Origin of the sequence: Streptomyces sp. SudanB182_2057, from assembly GCF_964272715.1 — a bacterium.
GTDB classification, from domain to species: Bacteria; Actinomycetota; Actinomycetes; order Streptomycetales; family Streptomycetaceae; genus Streptomyces; species Streptomyces rubradiris.
This window is the reverse complement of record NZ_OZ186798.1, coordinates 7,284,868-7,304,116: the sequence shown is the minus strand read 5'-3', so window position 1 is coordinate 7,304,116 and position 19,249 is coordinate 7,284,868. Positions and strand designations below refer to the sequence as shown.

Here is a 19,249-nt window from a genome sequence, read left to right as displayed (position 1 = left end):
TCACTCGAAACGACTAATGACGCAGCGTGCACCCCTTGTGCCCATTGGGGCCTCCCCCGTTCGGAGTTGCGGCCGTACGGGCGACGTGAGTCCGTGGGAGTCGTGTCCTACCGGATCTCACCCAGGAGGAGACATGGGCACCAACCACCAGGGCCGATCGGCCGACAAGCTGGGCGTCGTCTTCGCGGTCCGCGTCATCGAAGGCCGTGAGCAAGGCTTTCTGGACCTGTACGAGCAGCTCCGGAAGTCCGTGGCCGGCACGCCGGGTCACATCGTGGAGAGGCTCGGCCGGCCCGCCGACGACTCCCGTCAGTGGGTGATCACCAGCGAGTGGCAGTCGGCCGAGCAGTTCTTCGCCTGGCAGCAGAGCGAGGAGCACCGTGAACTGGTCGCGCCGCTGCGCGAGTTCGTCGACCAGCGGCAGTCGCTGCGCTACCGGGTCATCAAGGAGACGCGGGGGGTGGAGTCGTGACGCGCACCGCCCACGGCCCCGTCGCCGTGCTGGGCCTCGGCGCGATGGGCGCCGGGCTGGCCCACCGCCTGCTCGACCAGGGCATACCGGTCCGGGTGTGGAACCGTACCCCGGACCGGACCGCGCCGCTCGCGCAGGCCGGCGCGCACGTCGCCGCCCACCCCGCCGAGGCGGTCGCGGGCACGAGCGCCGCCATCTGCGTGGTGGCCGACGGCCAGGCCCTCGGCACCGTGCTGCGCGGCCCGGACGGCGTGCTGGCGAACGGCCCCTACCCGGGCACGCTGCTGTGCGCCAGCACCGTCGCCCCCGAGGAGATCGTCCAGATCGCCGGGGACCTGCCCGCGGCGCTGGACGTGGGCATGCTCGGCAACCGCGACCACGCCCGCGACGGCGAGCTGCGGCTGTTCGTCGGCGGCACGCCGGAGGCGTTCGCCGCGGCCGGCCCGCTGCTGCGGGCGCTCGGCAAGGACGTCGTCCATCTGGGCGCACTCGGGTCCGGCATGCGGATGAAACTGCTTCTGAACCTGCTGATGGGCATCGAGGTGCAGGCGCTGGCCGAGGCCACCGAACTGGCGGAGGCCAGCGGACTGGACCGGCAGCTGGTCCTGAAGACCGTCGCGGGCAGCGGTTTCGCCTCGCCGGTCATGGCGTTCAAGTCGCGGCGGCTGGCGGCGGGCCGCTTCGACGAGCCGGACTTCCGGCTGCGGCTGATGGCGAAAGACCTCATGCTCGCTACCAAGCAGGCGGCAGCCGCCGGCCTGAGCCTGCCGCTGGCGACCGCCGCGGCGGAGACCCACGTCCGCGCCACCGAGCAAGGACTGGGCGACCAGGACTGTGCCGCGATCACCCGCGCACTGAGACCGAAACCGGGAACCGACACGTGATCATCGACATCCACGGGCACCTGTCCCCACCGGAAGCCGCCGAGCGCTTCCCCATGCCCCCGGCCCTGACCGACGTCGACGGCATGCTCGCCGCCCGCGCCGAGGCCGGCATCGACCTGACCATCATCGGCAGCCCCGTCGGGGCCGGGGCGATGGCGCGGGTGCCGGGCGTGGACAATTACGCGCAGCCGCGTGACCGGCTGCGCGCCTTCCACGCCTGGATGTCGGGCCTGATCCGCCGGTTCCCGGACCAGTTGCGCGGCTATGTGTACGCCAACCCGTTCGGGGACGACGATCACCTGGAAGGGGTGCGGGAGACCCTGGCGGACCCCGCGTTCGTCGGTCTGATCACCACCTCCAGCGTCAACGGGGAGCTGCTCGGCTCGCCCCGCGCGGACCCGTTCTTCGCGCTGGCCGCGGAGGCGGGGGTGCCGGTCCTGGTGCACGCCCCGGCGGAACCGGCCGGCACCGAACGGGTCGGGCAGACGCCGTTCGTGGAGCAGATCGGCCGCTTCGGCGACGTCACCCTGGGCATGGCGATGATCGCGTTCGCCGGGTGGCTGGACAAGTACCCCGGCCTGCGGCTGATCGGCGCGACCGGCGGCGGCGCGCTGGCGCTGCTGCCCGAGCGCCTGCAGACCGCGGCGCGCCCCCGGCACTGGGCCGGGGGCGCCCCCGGCGCCGGCCGGCCCGGAACGCCCAAGGCCCCCGGCGCGACCGGTGCTCCCGGTGTTCCCGGTGCCCACAGCGCTCCCGGCGCACCCGGCGCACCCGGCGCACCCGGCGCACCCGGCGCACCCGGCACCCACAGTGCTCCCGGCGCCCACGGCGCTTCAAGTGTTCCCGGTGCTCTCCCCCCGTCCGCCGACCCCGCCGCCGCCCTGCGGCGCATGTACGTCGACACCAGTCCGTTCAGCGCGGCGCACCTGAGCCTGAACGCGGAGGTGCTGGGGCCGGAGCGGATGCTGTTCGGCACCGACTCGCCGCCGATCGCCGCTCCGCTGGAGGACTTCGTCCACATGGTCGAGAAGCTGCCGCTCGACAAGGCGTCCCAGCAGCTCATCCTCGGCGGCAACGCCCAAGCCCTCTTCGACCTGAGGAGCCGTCCGTGACCACCACGCAGGAGGCCGTCGCCGCGGCCGAGCGGTGCACCCCCGAGTTCCGCCGCGACCCCCACGCCGTGTACGCCCGGCTGCGCGCCGAGGCGCCGGTCTGCCCCATGCGACCGCCGCACGGCAACGAGACGTATCTGATCACCCGGTACGAGGACGCGCGGGCCGCGCTGTCCGACCCGCGTCTGAGCAAGGACATGTACGGGGCCATGGACGCCTACCGGAGGATCTTCGGAGACTCGTCCATCGCGCTGGACGACAACATGCTCAACTCCGACGCGCCCAAGCACACCCGGCTGCGCAGGCTGGTCAACTCGGCTTTCACCCCGCGACGGGTGCAGGCGCTGCGCCCGCGCATCGAGCAGATCGTCCGCGAGCTGCTGGACGCGTGCCCGCCCCGGGAACCCGTCGACCTGCTGCCCGCGTTCGCGTTCCCGCTGCCGATCATCGTGATCTGCGATCTGCTCGGCGTACCGGCCGAGGACCGGACGCGGATGCAGCGGCTGTCCACCACGGTCGCGCAGACCGGTTTCGGCGAGGAGTTCAAGCGGGCCCAGCAGCGGGCGGAGGAGGAGCTGCACGGGTATTTCACCGAGCTGATCGACGCCAAGCGGGACCGCCCGGGCGACGACCTGCTGAGCGCGCTCATCGCGGTGCGGGACGGCGCGGACGGCTCGCTCACCCAGAGCGAACTGGTCTCCACGGCCTTCCTGCTGATGTTCGCGGGGCACAAGACGACGGCGTACCTCATCGGCAACGCCGTGCACCATCTGCTGTGCCACCCCGAGCAGTGGAGCGCCGTACGGGAGAACCCGGAGCTGATCCGCGCGGCGGTCGAGGAACTGGTGCGCTACGACGGCTCGGTGGAGACCGCGACGTTCCGTTACGCGACCGAGGACGTGGAGTACGGCGGGACCCTGATCCCCAAGGGCGCCCTGGTCCAGATCGCGATCAGCTCGGCCAACCGCGACCCCGCCAAGTTCGACTCCCCCGACGCGCTGGACGTGCGGCGGCCCGGCAACGCGCAGGACGCCCACCTCGGCTTCGGGCACGGCGGCCACTACTGCCTGGGCGCCCCGCTGGCCCGGCTGGAGACCCAGCTGGCCCTGACCCTGCTGTTCGACCGGTTCCCCCGGATGGCCCTGGCCGACCCGGCCGCCGGGCCACGGTGGCTGGAGGTGCCGTTCCCCGCCTTCCGCGGCCTGGCGGAACTGCCGGTCGTCCTGGACCCCGCCGGGTAGGCGCGCGAACGCGCCGGAAACCAGGGGCGACCGGCGTATGGCGGCCCGGGCGCGCGCTCCCTACTGTGTGCCGCGTCACCATGTGGCGCGGCACCATGTGCGTGCCGGTCACCGTGTGGCGCCTCGCCCCGTGAGGGACCGCCCGGCCGGAAGGGGCCGCCCGTGCCATCCGTGCGTCGCATCGCCCACGCGTTCCTGGAGCGCCAAGGGCTCACCACCGTCTTCGGCAACCCGGGCTCCGACGAACTGCCCTTCCTCGCCGGTCTCCCCGACGGGTTCCGCTACGTCCTGGGCCCGCACGAGGGCGCGGTCGTGGGCATGGCCGACGGTTACGCGCAGGCGTCCGGCCGTCCGGCGCTGGTCAGCCCGCACTCGGCCGCGGGGTCCGGCAACGCGCTGGGCGCACTGACGAACGCGGTGGCCTCGCGCACCCCGCTGGTCGTCCTGGCCGGTCAGCAGGTACGGCCGGCGATCGGGCCGGAGGCCCACCTCACCAACGTGGACGCCCCGGCCCTGATGCGGCCGCTCGTCCGCTGGGCCGCCGAGCCGGCGTGCGCGCGGGACGTGCCGCGCGCGCTCGCCCAGGCCGTCTTCGAGGCGCGGTTGCGGCGCGGGCCGGCCTTCCTGTCCGTGCCGTACGACGACTGGGCGGCCGACGCGGACGAGAACGCGCCGGCCGTGCCGGAACGCCGGGTCGAGCGGGCCGGGGCGCCCGGCGCGGAGCAGGGGCGCCGGCTGGCCGAGGCGGTGGCCGGGGCCCGGCGGCCCGCCCTGGTGCTGGGCGGTGACATCGACGCGGACGGGCTCTTCGACGACGCGGTACGGCCGGCCGAGCGGCTCGGCTGCCCGGTGTGGGCGGCGCCCTCGGTCTTCCGGCTGCCGTTCCCCAACCGCCATCCGCTGTTCCGCGGGGTGCTGCCCGCCGGCATCGAGCCCGTCTGCCGGGCGCTGAGCGGCCACGACCTCGTCCTGGTGCTCGGCGCCCCGGTGTTCCGGTACCACGAGCATCTGCCCGGCCGGTACCTGCCGGAGGGCACCCGGCTGGTCCAGGTCGACACCGCGCTCACCGCTCCCGCCTAGCCACCCGCCGCCGGTCCCGGTCGTCCGTCCCGTCGTCCCGCAGCCGCTCAGGGGGTTCGCCGTCATGTCATCCGCCGCCTCGTCCAGCGCGTCCGGCGCCTCCGCGGGGACCGGCGGCGCCGGGCGCGCCGCCTGGACGGTGGTCCTGTGCTGGACCACCGTCCTGCTGGAGGGCTACGACCTCGTCGTCCTCGGTGCCATCATCCCGACCCTGCTGAAGACCCGGCACCTCGGCATGACGGCGGGGGACGCCACCACCATCGCCACGCTGTCGCTCGTCGGCGTGGCCATCGGCGCGCTGCTGGTCGGCCCGCTGGCGGACCGGCTCGGGCGGCGGCTGCTGCTCATCGCCTCGGTGGTGGAGTTCTCGGTGTTCACCCTGCTGGTGCCGCTGGCCGGCTCGGTGGCGGTGTTCGCCGCGCTGCGCCTCGCGGCCGGGGTGGGCCTCGGCGCGTGCATGCCGGTGTCGCTGACCCTGATGGCCGAGCGGCTGCCGGCCGAGCGGCGGGCGCGGGCCGGCACGCTGACCATGACCGGCTACCACACCGGCGCCGTGATCACCTCGCTGCTGGCCCTGCGGATGGCCGGCGACTGGCAGGTGCTCTTCTACGTCCTCGGCGCCGCCGGACTGGCCGTCGCGGTGGTCCAGTGGTTCCGGCTGCCGGAGTCGGCGGCGTTCCTGCGGGCCAAGGGGACGTCCGGGTCGCCGCGGGTTCCCTTCACCGAGCTGCTCAGGCCCGCGTATCTGCGCGCGGGCGCCGGGATCTGGGTGGCCTCGTTCATGGGGCTGCTGCTGGTCTACGGCCTGAACACCTGGCTGCCCAAGCTGATGAACGACGCCGGGTATCCCGTGCCGGCGGCCGTGACCCAGCTGCTGGTGCTCAACGCGGGCGGGGTGGCCGGGCTGGTGCTGGGCGGCTTCGTGGCCGACCGGCGCGGCATCAAACCGACCACGCTGGCCTGGTTCGCGGGCTCGGCGGTGCTGCTGGCCTGCCTCGGCGTCAGGATGCGCAGCGACCTGCTGCTCGACACGGTCGTCTTCCTCACCGGCGTGTTCGTCTTCTCCGCGCAGGTGCTCGTCTACGCGTACGTCACCCACTTCTACCCGGCCGCCGTCCGGGGCACCGCGCTCGGCTCGGCGTCCGGCATCGGCCGCGTCGGCTCCCTCGTCGGCCCGTCGGTCACGGGCGCCCTGGTGACCGCCGGGATCGGCCATCCCTGGGGTTTCTGGTTCTTCGCCGCCGTGGCCGGCTGCGCCGTCCTGGCCGTCCTCACCCTGCCGGGCCGTCCCCCGGTCCGGGAGACCGGGGACGGTCCGGCGGCCTGACGGCTCTCCCCCGCTGACTCCGGCCGGGCGGCCCCGGGTGTGCTCAGGCGGGCGCGAGGGGTTGCGCGCAGGCGATGAGGAGGGCGACGTCGTCGTGGTCGGCCGGGTGCCGCAGCAGGCGCAGGAGCCGGTCGCAGGTCTCCTCGGCGGACTGGTCCTGCGGTGCCAGCAGACGCAGCAGGGCCTCCAGCCGCTCGTCGATGGGGTCGTCACGGGTCTCCACCAGCCCGTCGGTGTAGAGCACGAGGCGGTCGCCGGGCTTCAGCTCGACGGTGGTGCTCTCGAAGGGGACGCCGCCGACCCCGAGCGGCGTGCCCGTGGGCAGGTCCAGCAGCCGCGGCTGCTCGCCGGTGCGCACCAGGGCCGGGGGCAGATGGCCGGCGGACGCCACGTGCAGCCGGGCCCGGTGGGGGTCGTAGACCGCGTACACGCAGGTGGCGATGTACGGGTCCAGCTCGCGGGTGGTCTTGTCCAGGTGGGTGAGGATCCGTGCCGGGTCGAGGTCGAGGTCGGCCAGGGTGGCGGTCGCGGTGCGCAGCCGGCCCATGGCGGTGGCGGCCTGGATGCCGCTGCCCATGACATCGCCCACCGCCAGCGCCGTGCGGTCGCCGTCGAGCGGGATCACGTCGTACCAGTCGCCGCCGACCTCGTCGCGGGCCTGGGCGGGGCGGTAGCGGACGGCGATCTCCAGGCCGGGGCGCCGGGGCGGGGGCTGCGGCAGGAGGCTGCGCTGAAGGGTTTCGACGGCGCTGCGGATGTGCTGGTGCAGCACGGCGTTGTCGATGCTCAGCGCGGCGGAGGAGGCCAGCTCGCAGGCGAGGGTGAGGTCGTCCTCGTCGAACGGCAGCGGGTTGCGGGCCCGGGCCAGGCTCATGACGCCGAGGATCTTCTCGCGGGCGATGAGCGGGACGGTCATGTCGGTGTGGACGCCGGCCCGGGCGAACAGCGCGGCGGCCTCGGAATCGGCGGCGATGCGGGAGTGGTCGCCCCCGCCCAGGTGGGTGATCAGCAGGGGGCGGCGGCTGCGGATGCAGTGCGACGCGGGGTGGTCGGCGTGGTAGGTGGTGAGGCGGCCGGGCGGCACCATGGCCCGGCCGGCGTCGGTGAGGTAGGCGGTCTTCACCGCCACGACGCGGAACAGCGCCGGTCCGTCACCGAGGGCGGTACGGCCGGTCTGCAGGACCGAGTCGAGGAGGTCCACCGAGACCATGTCGGCCAGGCCGGGCACCAGGACGTCGGCCAGTTCCCGCGCGGTGCGGTCCACCTCCAGGGTGGTGCCGATGCGGGCCGAGCCGTCGGCGATCAGCCGCAGCCGCCGCTGGGCCTGGTCGGCCTTGCGCGCCGCCCGGTACCGGTCGGTGACGTCGACGACCACGTTGGCGATGCCGAGGGCCCGGCCGCGGTGGTCCTCCAGCCGGTAGACGGACACCGCCCAGGCGTGGTCCTGCTCCCGGTCGGCGGCCGTACGGCCCACCACCTGCTGCTCCACCACGGGGGTGCCGGTCTCCAGGACCCGCCGCATCAGGTTCTCGGCGTCCTCGAAGTCCGGGTCGGAGAGGATCTCGCGGAAGCCGCGGCCCACGTGGTCGGCCTCGGAGACGCCGTGCATGGCCGCGAGGGCGGGGTTGACGGCGAGATAGCGCAGCTCGGTGTCCATGACGGCCAGCCCGATCGGCGCCTGGCTGACCAGCCGGTTGGACAGGGCCAGCTTGCGTTCCATCTGCCGCAGGGCGACGCGGTCGACGGCCAGCCCGAGGGCGTAGTGGTCGCCGAGGTTGTCCGTCAGCCGGACGTTGCGGAACTCGATCATCCGGGTGCTGCCGTCCTTGTGCCGGACGGGGAAGGCTCCCGCCCAGCGCCGGCCGGTCTCCATCACGTCGGCGAACAGGGTGACCGCCGCGTCCTGGTGTTCGGGGTGGAGGAGCAGCGGTGCCGCGTACTGCCCGACCGCCTCGCCGCGGGAGTAACCGAAGAGTTCCTCGGCCTGGGGGCTCCACATGTCGATCTTGCCGTCGGCCTCCAGCAGGACGGCGGCGACGCCCAGCAGGTCCAGCAGCCCGCTGGGGTCGGCGGCGCCCGCCAGGGAATCGGCCTGCTCCGGGCGCGGCTTCTGTCGTCTCATGGAAACGCGCTCCTTCCCTCGGCCGCACCACCGGCCACCACCGGTGCGGCCGGCTCGCCCACGGCTCGGACGAGACGGCCTCCCTCACGGACCGCCGACCCTCTCCACGATGCGACACGGCGCCGGAGACGGCCACGGCGGCGGGTGGGGGGTGGCTGTGGCGGGGGCGTTGGGGGCGGCTACGGCGGCGGGTTAGGGAGGGGACACGACGGCGGGTTGGTGGCGGCTCTGGCGGGGGGGCCGAGGGCAGCCACCACGGCGGGTTAGGGAGGGGCCACACCGGCAGGTTGGTGGCCGCCCTTGGCGAGGGAGGCCGAGGGCGCCCACGGCGACGGGTTGGGGAGGACCGCTGCGGCAGGCCGGGGGCGACTACGTAGGTGGGCCGAAACGGCCACGGCGGCGGGTCGATGACGACCCCGGCAACAGGCCGAACCGGGCCCCACGGCCACAGGCCGGAGACGCCTGCGACAGCGGCAGCGGGCCCAGGACGGCTGCGGCAGCGGGCCGGGGAGGATCACGGCAACAGGCCGGGCAGGGCCGCGGTCGCAGGCCGGGGACGGATGCCGCAGCAGGCCGGGGGTGGCGTCCCGGCCGGGGACGAGCCTCGCTCCCCTCCTCCTCAGCGGTCCCGCCCGCAGGTGCCGCCGTCGGTCCCGGGCAGGTCGTCCGCTGGACCGTCGGACGGCCGTCCGGGCCGGGTCGGTGTAGGGGTCAACAAACGTGATCGTCACTGGTTAGGGTGGCGGGCATGCCTCGGGATTCGAACGCGACCAAAGCCCGGCTGCTCGACGCCGCCTTCGCCGAATTCGCCGCCCACGGCAGCGCCGGCGCCCGGGTGGACCGGATCGCCTCGGCCGCCGGTGCGAACAAGCGGCTGATCTACGCCCACTTCGGCAGCAAGGACCAGTTGTTCGACGAGGTACTGCGCCGCGCGGCGGAGGCGGGCGCCGAGTCCGTGCCGTTCGACCCGAACGACCTGCCCGGATACGCGGGCGCGGTCTTCGACCACCTGGTGGCCCGGCCGGACCTCCTGCGGCTGCGGCTGTGGCAGCTGCTGGAGCGCCCCGCGGGCCCCGGCTCCGCGACGGAGGACTTCCGGCGCCGGACCGCCGAGGTGGCCGACGCGCAGGCGCGCGGCGCACTGTCCCGGACGCTGGCGCCCGCCGACCTGCTGACCATGGTCCTGGCCGCGGCCCAGGCCTGGTTCTGGGCGGACGAAGCAGGCCGACCCCAATCGCCGGAGCGGCTGGCCCGGCACCGCGCGGCCGTGGTGGAGACCACCCGCCGCCTCACCGAACCGCGCCCACCCGAGCGGTGACACCACCGGGCGCCGGGCGTTCCCGCCACCGAGAGCTCCGTGTGTCCCGCCCACCGACGCGCCGTTGGCCCGCCGGACAGCCGCACGTCCCCGAGACCAAGCGTTGCCCGGCCCGGTTTGCGTGCGGGGGCGGTGGGAACCCCCGGTGCGGAGGATGCCCGGCCGGTGCGGGAGGCGTGGACTGTGGACTGGTACCCGTTGCGCCTCACCGCGCCGGTCAAGCAGCACGTCTTCGGCGGGCGGGTGCTGGCCGACCGGTGGGGCCGTGCCGGGCTGCCGGACGGCCCGGTCGCCGAGACCTGGGAGGTCAGCGACGTGGACGGCGAGGGCGGGGTGGTGACCACCGGTCCGCTGGCCGGGCGCTCCCTGCGCGATCTGGTACGGGAACACGCCGCGGACCTGCTCGGGCGCGGCCAGCACGGCGAACGCTTCCCCGTGCTGACGAAGTTCATCGACGCCACCGGTCCGCTCCCGGTCCATCTGCACGCCGACGACGAGACCGCCCGCCGTCTCGAGGGCGAGCCCAACGGCAAGACCGAGGCGTGGCACATCCTGGAAGCGGCCCCCGGAGCCACCGCCCTGGCCGGTGTCCGGCACGGGGTCGACCGCGACCGGCTGCACCGGGCGCTGCTGGCACAGGACTTCGACGCCGTCCTGCGCCGCCTGCCGGTACGCGCCGGGCAGACCCTCTACGTCCCCGGCGGCACCCTGCACAGCTTCGGCCCGGGCACGCTCGTCTACGAGATCGAGCAGACCTCCGACATCCAGCAGCACGCCATGCGCCACCGGATGGAGGACGGCACCCCGATCCCCGACCGGGAGTGGCACGCCGCCCTCGAACGGCTCCTGGAGGAGTGGCGGCCCGAGTCCCGCCCCGACTTCCACTCCGGTCTGAGCGTGCCGGTGGACGACGGTGTGGAACGGACCGTGCTGTGCGCGGGGCGCTATTTCGCGCTGGAGCGGTGGCGGGCCGGGACCGCGGCGCCGCTGGTGCACGAGTTCTCCACGGCGCTGGTCCTGAGCAACGCGGGCGCGCCGGTCACCGTGTCCACCCCGGGGGGACGGGAGCGGCTGGCCCGGGCGGAGAGCCTGCTGCTGCCCGCCGCGCTGGGCCGGCTGCGGATCGAGGGGCCGGCCGATGTCCTGCTCGGCTACCTCCCGGACCTCGACACCGACATCCGCGCACCCCTGCTCGCCGCGGGCCACGGCCCGGACGCGATCACCGCGCTCGGCGCGTGAGGGACCTGAGAGACGTGAGAGAGCCGTCGGCCCTGTGACGTGCCGCCCGCCCCGCCGCTCCGCCCGGGCCCGTCAGCCGTCCGCGGGAAGCTCGCCGGCGAAGGCCGCGGCCATGCGCAGCCACGGCGTGGCCTCCTCGTGCCGGCCCTGCCGCTCCAGGGTGCGGCCCAGCATCAGATGGGCGTAGTGCTCCACCGGATCCCGGTCGATGATCCGCCGCAGTTGCTCCTCGGCCCGCCGCAGCTGTGCCGAGTGGTAGTAGGCGCGGGCCAGCAGCAGCCGGGGCCCGGTCTGCTCGGGGGCCTCCTCGACCACGGCGGTGAGCAGCTTGGCCGCCCCGGCGTAGTCCTTGGCGTCGAAGAGCAGCAGGGCGCGTTCCCAGCGTTCGGCCGTGGTCTCCTCGTGCGGGACGCCCGGGCCGTCGTCGAACAGGTGCAGGGCGCTCGCCCAGCGGTCCGGCGCGACCCCACCCGTCGCCGGGTAGTCGTGGAAGGTGTCGCTCATCAGTGCTCCCTCGGTACTGAGCGGCCCGTTGATTGATACATCAACCAACTACTGCCCCGAACCGGTGCGGGCCGACGGGTATTCCCGGCACGGCCGACCGGCCGGGCCCGAAGCGAAGTCACGGGCCCGGCCGACCGGCACCAGCCCCCACCCGCCCCGCGTCAGCCCTCGTACGGCTCGTAGTCGAACCAGTCGAAGTGGACGGTTCCCGTGGCGGCGTACAGGCCGATCACGCGGCCGGTGAAGCCGCCGGCGACCTCCGTGGACAGGTACCGGCCGTCGAGCCTGGCGAGTTCGGCGAACGTGCCGTCCGCCTCCCGCACGCCGAGCGCGACGGTGTCGGGTCCTTCGCGAGGGTCGGTGACCTCCCGGGCGGGGGCCGTCTCCACGGCCAGCACCACCGGGCCGCCGGCCGACGGGCGGGAGGCCACCACCGACCGCAGCGGGCCGATCCGGGCGATCACCCGTACCTCGTCCGCCGTGGCCTCGATCTCGTAGTGGTGCCGCTCGTCCAGGCGGACGGCCAGGCCGCCGCTGCCCCCGGCCGGGTCGACCAGGGTCGCCGCGCGGCAGGCCGGGTGCTGCTGGCGGCGGCCGGCGAAGGTGACGTCGGGGTCGTCCGGCGAGGCTCCGCGGGCCCGCAGGCTCAGCCAGCCGGCGCGTTCCCCGGTGGTGCAGTCCTCCTCGTGGCGGAAGCGCGGCGAGATCCAGCCCGGGGCGAGGCCGTCGCCGTCGAAGTCGTCCCGGACCGGCACGGCGGCGGGCCGCTGGAGCGGCCACGGCGGCGGGGCCGGGGCGGATGTCACCTCGCCGACGACCGGCCAGCCGTCGACCCAGGTCACCGGGGCCAGGAACGTCTCCCGGCCCAGGACGTGCCAGCCGGGGGACCCGCCGTGCGGCCGGACCCCGAGGAACACCATCCACCACGAGCCGTCGGGGCCCTGGACCAGGTCTCCGTGGCCGGTGTTCTGGATCGGGTGGTCGGTGCCGCGATGGGTCAGGACGGGGTTGGCCGGGCAGGGCTCGAACGGGCCGCCGGGGGTGCGGCCACGGGCGACCGAGACGGCGTGGCACCGCTCGGTGCCGCCCTCGGCGATGAGCAGGTACCAGTACTCGCCGATGCGGTACAGGTGCGGCGCCTCCGGGGCCTTGGCGCCGGGCGGCCCGGACCACACGCGCCGCGGCTCGCCGAGGGTCTCCCCCGTGTACGGGTCGATGCGGACCTGGCTGACTCCCGCCACGGTGCACCAGCAGTTGCCCTCGTCGTCCCAGGCGAGGTCCGGGTCGATGCCCCGCACCCCGGGCAGCCGGACCGGATCGGACCAGGGGCCGGCCGGGTCGGTGGCGGTGAACAGGAGGTTTCCGTCGCCGCTGACGTTCGTCACGATCAGCCAGAAGCGGCCGTCGTGGTGGCGCAGCGTGGGGGCGTAGAGGCCGCCGGAGGAGGGGGCGCCGGGCGGCAGCCGCAGTTGCTCCGGCCGGTCCAGGGCGTTGCCGATCTGCGTCCAGTGCACCAGGTCGCGGCTGTGGAAGACGGGGATGCCGGGGTAGTACTCGAAGCTGGAGCAGGCGAGGTAGTAGTCCTCCCCGGCCCGGCAGACGCTCGGATCGGGGTGGAATCCCGGGATCACGGGGTTGCTGGGGCTGAGGCCGCTGCCGGGCGCGCTCGGCACATCGAGTCCTTTCGGGATGACCCGCACCTGCGTGGAGCGAAAGTTTCGCTCGAAGGTTCGAATGATTCCCGGCGAGGCTATAGACAGCGGTGGGAATGGTCAACGGATGTGTCCCGGCGCGGTGGCGCCTCACGCCGGACGGTCGCGGATCAGTTTGCGGATCGGGGTCTCCACGATCTCGATCGCGCCGGCCCGCTCCACCAGGGACGTCACCACGCCGGCCACCTCGGGGGCGGCGCAGACCCCCTGGAGGACCATCAGGCCCGGGGCGGCGCCGGCGTCGAGGCGCCACCAGCGCGCCGGCAGCAGGGGTTCGGCGTGGGCCCAGCGGTCCACGGGCAGGACGATGGTCAGCAACCGGTGCAGGGGGCCGGTGTACGCGGCGCGCAGCAGGGTGGCGAGAGTGCGGATCGTCGCCCGGGTGGCCGGGTCGGCCCAGGCGGAGGGGTTGGCGACGAGATTCACCCCGCACCGTCTGACCGTGTCGAGCACGCGAAGGTTGTTCTGCCGCAGCGAGGAGCCGGTCTCCACGACCTCCACCACCGCGTCGGCGAGGTCGGGGATCTTGGCCTCCGTGGTCCCGTGCGAGTGCAGGACCGCGGCCCGTACGCCCGAGCGCCGGAAGTACTCTCGGGCCAGGGCCGGGTACTCCGTAGCCACCCGCACCCCGTCCGCCAGGTCGGCCACCGTCCGCGCCGGGTGGTCCTCGGGCACGGCCAGCACCACCCGCCACCCCGAGCGGGTGGACTTGGAGTAGTCGAGGGTGTCCACCACCTCGACCTTCGCGCCCGTCTCGGCGACCCAGTCGGCGCCGGTGAGTCCGATGTCGCAGGTGCCGCCCGCCACCACCCCGGGGATCTCCCGCGGCTTGTAGAAGACCACCCGGTCGACGGCCGGGTGGCCGACGGTCGCGCGGTAGGCGCGCGGCGCGTGTCTGCTCACGGGCAGGTCGGCGGCGGCGAGGAGTTCGAGCGTCGGCGCTTCCAGGGAACCGGTGGGGAGCGCGAGAGAGACCATGTCTTCACCCCGGGCGTGTAAGCGGTCTGCGGGCGTGCGTTGCGGAAACAGGACGGTGCGTCCGCGCCCGCGCCGTCGGCCGGGTGCGGGGTGGGCGGGCGCCCTCGGCCTCAGACGTGCAGCAGCCGGTCGATGCCGGTCACCGGGGGCGCGGGGAGCCTGGCCGGGCGGATCTCCAGCTCTCCGACGACCACGTCGCGCGGCCAGCCGTCGATCACGGCCGCGACGCAGTCGCCGACCGACTCCGTGCTCATCTTGTACGGCGCTTCGTCCCCGTCGAGATTGGCGATGGCGCCGGGAGAGATCAGGCAGGCGCGGACGCCGTTCCCGCGCTCCTCCAGCAGCAGGGTCTCCACCAGCGCCTTCAGGGCCGCCTTGGTCGCGCTGTAGGCGGCCCCGCCCTCGAAGAAGCGGGTCGCCGCGTGGCTGCCCATCGCGACGAACAGGCCGCCGCTCGCGCGCAGCGCCGGCAGGGTGTGCCGGATCAGGTGGAACACCGACGTCAGGTTGATCGCGACGAGCCGGTCCCAGTCCTCCGCGGGCAGGTCGGCCAGCGGGGCGAAGGCCCGGTCGACGGCGTTGGCGACGCACACGTCCAGCCGCCCGGCGCCGGCGACCGCCTCGGTGACGCACTCGGCGATCCGCCGCGGGTCGGTCAGGTCGCAGCGCAGCTCGCCGAGCCAGTCCTCGCCGCTCGGTGTGCGGTTCAGCGACCGGATGCGGTACCCGCGCCCGTGCAGGGAGGCGGCTACGGCCCGGCCGGTGCCCCGGTTGGTGCCGGTCACCAGCGCCACGGGGCGCTCCGCCTCAGAGGGCATCGAAGGCCCGCTTCCACTGGTGCACGATCTCGGCGCCCGGCACGCCGGCCCGGAACAGGTCCTTGTCGAGGGGCGTACCGTCCGCGTGCCGCAGCCGCATGCAGTCCTGGGAGACCTCCGAGATCAGGCACAGCTCGCCGTCGGCGCCGGTGCCGAAGATGAGGCAGAAGTCCCACACCTGCAAGGGGGCGAGCCAGTCGCGCAGCACGTCGTTGACGACGAGTGCCTGGTCCCGCATGGCTCCGACCGGCAGGCCGAGCGCCCGCAGGTAGTCCTCGCCGATGGGCTGGTCCTCCGGGTCCACCCGGTAGTCGAACTTCACGACCGGGCGGGGCAGGGGCCGGCCGTCCGGGAACAGTCCGGGGTACTTGCGGGTGGTGGAGCCGTTCGCCACGTTCTTGACGATGACCTCGAACGGCGGCGCGGGGCGGTACTCCGCCAGGTACAGGATGTCGGCGACCCGGCCGCGGAAGGCGCAGCGCACGCCGGCCTCGGTGAGCCGGGCGGCGGCACGTTCGTAGAAGTCCAGGCGCAATGGCCCCGTCTCGTCGACGATCTCGTCCCGCGCGTAGGTGAAGCTGCGCAGGCTGGGGATGAGTTGGACCAGGCAGAGGTCGTCGGGCAGCAGCCACAGGCGTTTGCTGCGGCCGGTGATGTCGGGCGGCTTCGTCTCCGTCAGCCGCGTCAACTGCTCGGTGTCGTACGGGCCGAGGGGGCCGGTGCTCATGTCGTTGCCTCCCGCTCACGGGTCTGTTCGGGGGGTGCCGGGCGGCGCCGGTGCGCTGTGCGGGCGGTCAGGGGGTGGGGGTGCCGCCCAGCCCCGCGAACCTGTCGGCGATGAAGTCGGCCCAGGTGGAGTCCAGCACGGTCAGGCGCCCGTCCGCGGTGATCCGCCACTGGCGGGCGTCGTGCGGCGGGTAGGCGAACAGCACGGCCGACAGCCGTTCGTAGCCCGGCCGGGTGTCCGTGCGGTGCACCCGGTGGGTGGAGGGGCGGAAGCGGCCGTCGGAGGCCGCGGCGAGCATCCTGCCGACGTTGCACAACACGACGTCCGTGTGCGCGATCACCGGTTCGACCCAGGTGCCGTCGTGCAGGACGTACTGCAACCCCTGGTCGTCGGGCGGCAGTTGCAGACCCAGCAGTTGGATGCCCGAGTGCTCGTGGGCGAGGACCTCGCGCCCGCCGGTGTCCCGGTAGCGGATGACCCGGAGGTTGGCCGCGTCCCGCGCCAGTTCGAGCGGGGGCGCGTTCGGCGGCAGCATGCCGTGGATCACCTCGGCGAACAGCCGGACCAGGGTGAAGGCGGTGTCGAAGACGCCGGTGGCCGCCTCGCCGAACCCGGGGAAGGCGCGCAGGACCGCCGCGGCGCCGGGCGGGCGGTCGGCGATCATGGCGCCGCTCACATGGATGAACTCCTTCGGATCGGCCACGCCGGCCGCCAGGCGCGGCACCTCCGACAGATAGGGGAAGAACCCGTGGGTGCCGCCGCTGGAGATCTGGGGCACCCGCTCGTAGGCGTAGTCGGACAGCGGGGGTGCGGCCGAGTCGCATGCCTCGGAGAAACCGCGTGTCAGCGTTTCGACACGGGCGCCGATGCCCGGTACCTCGACGGCCATGAAACCCCAGTCGGTGAGCTGGGTTCTGATTTCCCCGGCCGCGGACCGCATGTCCGCTTCCGTATTTCCGGTGCTTATCGAAGGGATACGGCCGCTGAGCTTCATGGGAGGAACACCCACTGGCACTCCAGACGAGCGTTTGCGGAACACTCCGATGGCCTCGCACAGGGCAAATCAGTCTACCGGGGCCGGTGCACCCGTCAAGGAGTCTGCTTTCGGCGATCACCGCCCGTTCGCCATTGGCCGGATCGGCACCGTCGACAGGCCCCCGGGCAGCGACAACCGGCCTGATGCGGCGGCGTACTTCCGCCCCGTCCGGCCATCGATTACGTTGCTGGCACGAATTGCCGCGGACGGCGGGAGTGGTTGCCGTGACCCACCCGTTCAGTGACGATCACGAGCAGTTGCGCGCAGCGGTACGCCGTTTTCTCGCCGACAAATCACCGGAAACCGAGGTCCGGCGTCTGATGGAGCAGACGGAGGGCTTCGACCGGGCCGTGTGGCGGCAGATGGCGGAACAACTGGAACTGATGGCCCTGATCATTCCGGGGGAATACGGCGGGGCCGGTCACTCGTATGCGGAATTGAGCGTGGTGCTCGACGAGATGGGCCGGGTGCTGCTGTGCGCGCCGTACTTCGCGACGGTGGCGCTGGCGGCCAATCTGCTGCTCGCCTCGCGCGACGAGCCGGCCAAGGAGGAGTATCTGCCCGGCATCGCGAGCGGCCGTACCATCGCCACCGTCGCGCTCGCCGAACGGCAGGGGGACTGGGGCGAGAGCGGCATCGCGCTGGAGGCCACCCGCACGCCGGACGGGGGGTGGCGGCTGTCGGGCGAGAAGCGCTACGTCCTGGACGGTCATGTCGCCGACCTGGTGCTCGTGGTGGCCAGGACGCGGGCGGGCGTGTCGCTGTTCGCGGTGGAGCGGGGCGCCGTCGGTCTCACCGCCGTCCCGGTCGCCACCCTGGACCCGACCCGCAAGCTCGCCCGGCTCTCCTTCGACCGGGTCCGGGCCCGCCCGGTCGGCGCCGACGGCGAGGGCTGGCCCGCGGTGGCCCGGATGCTGGACCTGGCCGCCGTGGCACTGGCGGCCGAACAGGCCGGCGGGGCGCAGCGGGTGCTGGAGATGGCCGTCGCGTACGCCGGGCTCCGGGTGCAGTTCGGGCGGCCCATCGGCAGTTTCCAGGCCATCAAGCACAAGTGCGCCGACATGCTGCTGGAGGTGGAGTCGGCGCGGGCGGCGGCCTACCACGCCGGCTGGGCGGTGGCCGAGGACGACGACGAGGTGCCCGTCCTGGCGAGCCTGGCCAAGTCCTGCTGCTCCGAGGCGTACTTCCACGCCGCGGCGGAGAACATCCAGATCCACGGGGGCATCGGCTTCACCTGGGAGCACCCCGCCCATCTCTACTTCCGGCGGGCCAAGAGCAGCGAACTGCTCTTCGGTGACGCCGCCCACCACCGCGAGCTGCTGGCTCGGCGGATCGGAGTCTGAGCACCGACCGGAGGAGACGTTGGAAGCAGCCCCGGGCACGCCCGCGTTCCCGCACCCGTCCCGCACCGGGTCGTTCCGCCACCGGGTGCGGGCCTGGTTATCGGCCGGCGTCCCGCCCGGCCTCACGGCGGACGGCCACCCGGCGGCACACGGCGACGCCCGGGAGGGCCCGGGGGCGCGGGCCGGGCACGACGGCCCCGGCGCGGCGGCGTACGCGGAGTGGGAGCGCAGGCTGCTCGACGCGGGTCTGGTGTGCCCCGCCTGGCCGCGGCGGTACGGCGGGGCCGGGCTCGGTGTGCCCGAGGTGCTGGTGCTGGAGGAGGAGTGCGCGCGCGCCGGCGTGCCGAGGATCGGACGGGGAACCGGTGAACTCGTCGTCGGCCCGGTCCTGTTGGCCCACGGCACCGAGGAGCAGCGGGCCCGGCTGCTGCCCCGGATCCGGTCCGGCCGGGACACGTACTGCCAGGCGTACTCCGAGCCGTCCCACGGATCCGACCTCGCCTCCGTGGCGACCCGGGGCACGGTGACCGGCGACGAGATCGTGCTCCACGGCCGCAAGGCGTGGGTGCGCGGTGCCCGCCGAAGCAGTACGGCGCTGGTGCTGTGCCGGACGGATCCGGCCGCGGACCGGCACCGGGGCCTGTCGTGCGTGGCGGTCCGGCTCGACGGGGGCGAGGGCGTCCGGGTGCGTCCGGTCCGGTCGGCGGACGGGTCGGCGGACCTGTGCGAGGTGGAGTTCGACGGGGCCCGCGCTCCGCTGCGCGATGTGATCGGCGGGCCGGGCGGCGGATGGCCGGTGGTCATGACCGCCCTGGCGCACCAGCGGGCCGGCCGCGCGGCGGCGGAACTCGCCGGTTTCGACGCCGCGTTCCGGGATGTCGTCCGGGCGGCGCAGAAGGCCGGGAGAACAGGAGACCCGCTGGTCAGGGGCCAGTTGGCGGAGGCGTACACGCGGCTGGCGCTGCTGCGCCGGGTGGTGGCCGATCCGCCGGCGTCCGGCGGGCCGGGTGCCGGGGCGGCCGTGGTCGGGCTGATGCGGGCCGAGTACCGCCGCCGGTTCGGTGAGATCGCCCTCGCGGTGACCGGCGCCTCGGGCCTGCTCGGCGCGGGTCCCGGGGAAGAGGCCGACGACCCGGCGGTCGGCCCGCGGCGGCTGTTCCTGTCGGGCCGGGGGGACACGATCGGCGACGGTACCGGCGAGGTGCTGCGGGACATCATCGCCGAACGCCTCCTGGGGCTGCCGAAGGAGCGCTCCCCCGCCGGGCCCGGCGGCGAAGTCCCGGATGGCCGAAGGTGATCGGCCCGGCCCGGACACGCGGCCCGACCCACGCCCCGT

Annotated in this window: 17 protein-coding genes; 10 read left to right on the top strand and 7 right to left on the bottom strand. The window is 74.2% G+C overall.

Annotated elements, in window-relative coordinates:
• Positions 1–133 precede the first annotated feature (133 nt).
• From ACSURM_RS32550 to ACSURM_RS32525, 6 genes are all read left to right on the top strand, one after another.
• Entirely contained in the window at positions 134–472 is a 339-nt protein-coding gene (locus tag ACSURM_RS32550) for an antibiotic biosynthesis monooxygenase family protein (RefSeq protein WP_436959351.1), read from the top strand.
• Positions 469–1,356 carry an NAD(P)-dependent oxidoreductase gene (locus tag ACSURM_RS32545; RefSeq protein WP_189993145.1) on the top strand — a complete coding sequence of 296 codons (888 nt, stop codon included), beginning with the start codon at positions 469–471 and terminating at the stop codon, positions 1,354–1,356. The genes ACSURM_RS32550 and ACSURM_RS32545 overlap by 4 nt, the downstream gene beginning before the upstream one ends.
• On the top strand, positions 1,353–2,468 hold the full coding sequence (locus ACSURM_RS32540; protein WP_436959349.1) for an amidohydrolase family protein: 1,116 nt from the start codon (positions 1,353–1,355) through the stop codon (positions 2,466–2,468). The genes ACSURM_RS32545 and ACSURM_RS32540 overlap by 4 nt, the downstream gene beginning before the upstream one ends.
• Positions 2,465–3,709: a cytochrome P450 family protein gene (locus ACSURM_RS32535; RefSeq protein ID WP_436959348.1), complete on the top strand. Its 1,245-nt coding sequence runs from the start codon at positions 2,465–2,467 to the stop codon at positions 3,707–3,709. The genes ACSURM_RS32540 and ACSURM_RS32535 overlap by 4 nt, the downstream gene beginning before the upstream one ends.
• A gap of 162 nt (positions 3,710–3,871) precedes the next feature.
• Positions 3,872–4,789, top strand: a complete 918-nt coding sequence (locus ACSURM_RS32530) for a thiamine pyrophosphate-binding protein (RefSeq protein WP_436959346.1) — start codon at positions 3,872–3,874, stop codon at positions 4,787–4,789.
• A gap of 64 nt (positions 4,790–4,853) precedes the next feature.
• The gene (locus tag ACSURM_RS32525) at positions 4,854–6,116 is read left to right on the top strand and encodes an MFS transporter (RefSeq protein WP_436959344.1); all 1,263 of its coding nucleotides are present in this window, start codon (positions 4,854–4,856) and stop codon (positions 6,114–6,116) included.
• Positions 6,117–6,159: 43 nt separating this feature from the next.
• Here the strand turns inward: ACSURM_RS32525 and ACSURM_RS32520 are convergent, their stop codons facing one another.
• Positions 6,160–8,238: a SpoIIE family protein phosphatase gene (locus tag ACSURM_RS32520; protein WP_436959343.1), complete on the bottom strand. Its 2,079-nt coding sequence runs from the start codon at positions 8,236–8,238 to the stop codon at positions 6,160–6,162.
• A 748-nt stretch (positions 8,239–8,986) separates the two neighbouring features.
• Between ACSURM_RS32520 and ACSURM_RS32515 the strand changes: the two genes are divergently transcribed.
• Positions 8,987–9,556 carry a TetR family transcriptional regulator gene (locus ACSURM_RS32515; RefSeq protein WP_436959341.1) on the top strand — a complete coding sequence of 190 codons (570 nt, stop codon included), beginning with the start codon at positions 8,987–8,989 and terminating at the stop codon, positions 9,554–9,556.
• A gap of 165 nt (positions 9,557–9,721) precedes the next feature.
• Positions 9,722–10,795 carry a class I mannose-6-phosphate isomerase gene (locus ACSURM_RS32510; protein ID WP_436959340.1) on the top strand — a complete coding sequence of 358 codons (1,074 nt, stop codon included), beginning with the start codon at positions 9,722–9,724 and terminating at the stop codon, positions 10,793–10,795.
• A 72-nt stretch (positions 10,796–10,867) separates the two neighbouring features.
• Here ACSURM_RS32510 and ACSURM_RS32505 read toward each other — a convergent pair whose 3' ends face one another.
• From ACSURM_RS32505 to ACSURM_RS32480, 6 genes are all read right to left on the bottom strand, one after another.
• Entirely contained in the window at positions 10,868–11,299 is a 432-nt protein-coding gene (locus ACSURM_RS32505; RefSeq protein WP_436959338.1) for a tetratricopeptide repeat protein, read from the bottom strand.
• A gap of 161 nt (positions 11,300–11,460) precedes the next feature.
• The gene (locus ACSURM_RS32500) at positions 11,461–12,972 is read right to left on the bottom strand and encodes a glycoside hydrolase family 43 protein (RefSeq protein WP_436959336.1); all 1,512 of its coding nucleotides are present in this window, start codon (positions 12,970–12,972) and stop codon (positions 11,461–11,463) included.
• Between the two features lie 129 nt (positions 12,973–13,101).
• Positions 13,102–13,989, bottom strand: a complete 888-nt coding sequence (hisG, locus tag ACSURM_RS32495; protein WP_436959334.1) for an ATP phosphoribosyltransferase — start codon at positions 13,987–13,989, stop codon at positions 13,102–13,104.
• Between the two features lie 110 nt (positions 13,990–14,099).
• Positions 14,100–14,807 carry an SDR family NAD(P)-dependent oxidoreductase gene (locus ACSURM_RS32490; protein ID WP_436959332.1) on the bottom strand — a complete coding sequence of 236 codons (708 nt, stop codon included), beginning with the start codon at positions 14,805–14,807 and terminating at the stop codon, positions 14,100–14,102.
• Positions 14,797–15,534 carry a phosphoribosylaminoimidazolesuccinocarboxamide synthase gene (locus ACSURM_RS32485; protein ID WP_436959330.1) on the bottom strand — a complete coding sequence of 246 codons (738 nt, stop codon included), beginning with the start codon at positions 15,532–15,534 and terminating at the stop codon, positions 14,797–14,799. Before ACSURM_RS32485 ends, ACSURM_RS32490 begins: the two co-directional genes overlap by 11 nt.
• Before the next feature lie 67 nt (positions 15,535–15,601).
• On the bottom strand, positions 15,602–16,474 hold the full coding sequence (locus tag ACSURM_RS32480; protein ID WP_436959328.1) for a 2OG-Fe(II) oxygenase family protein: 873 nt from the start codon (positions 16,472–16,474) through the stop codon (positions 15,602–15,604).
• Between the two features lie 320 nt (positions 16,475–16,794).
• Between ACSURM_RS32480 and ACSURM_RS32475 the strand changes: the two genes are divergently transcribed.
• Together ACSURM_RS32475 and ACSURM_RS32470 are read left to right on the top strand one after the other, a co-directional pair.
• A complete protein-coding gene (locus tag ACSURM_RS32475) occupies positions 16,795–17,913 on the top strand; it encodes an acyl-CoA dehydrogenase family protein (RefSeq protein ID WP_436959326.1) in 1,119 nt (372 codons plus the stop codon).
• Between the two features lie 19 nt (positions 17,914–17,932).
• Positions 17,933–19,210, top strand: coding sequence for an acyl-CoA dehydrogenase family protein (locus ACSURM_RS32470; protein WP_436959324.1), 1,278 nt, complete (start codon positions 17,933–17,935; stop codon positions 19,208–19,210).
• Positions 19,211–19,249 lie beyond the last annotated feature (39 nt).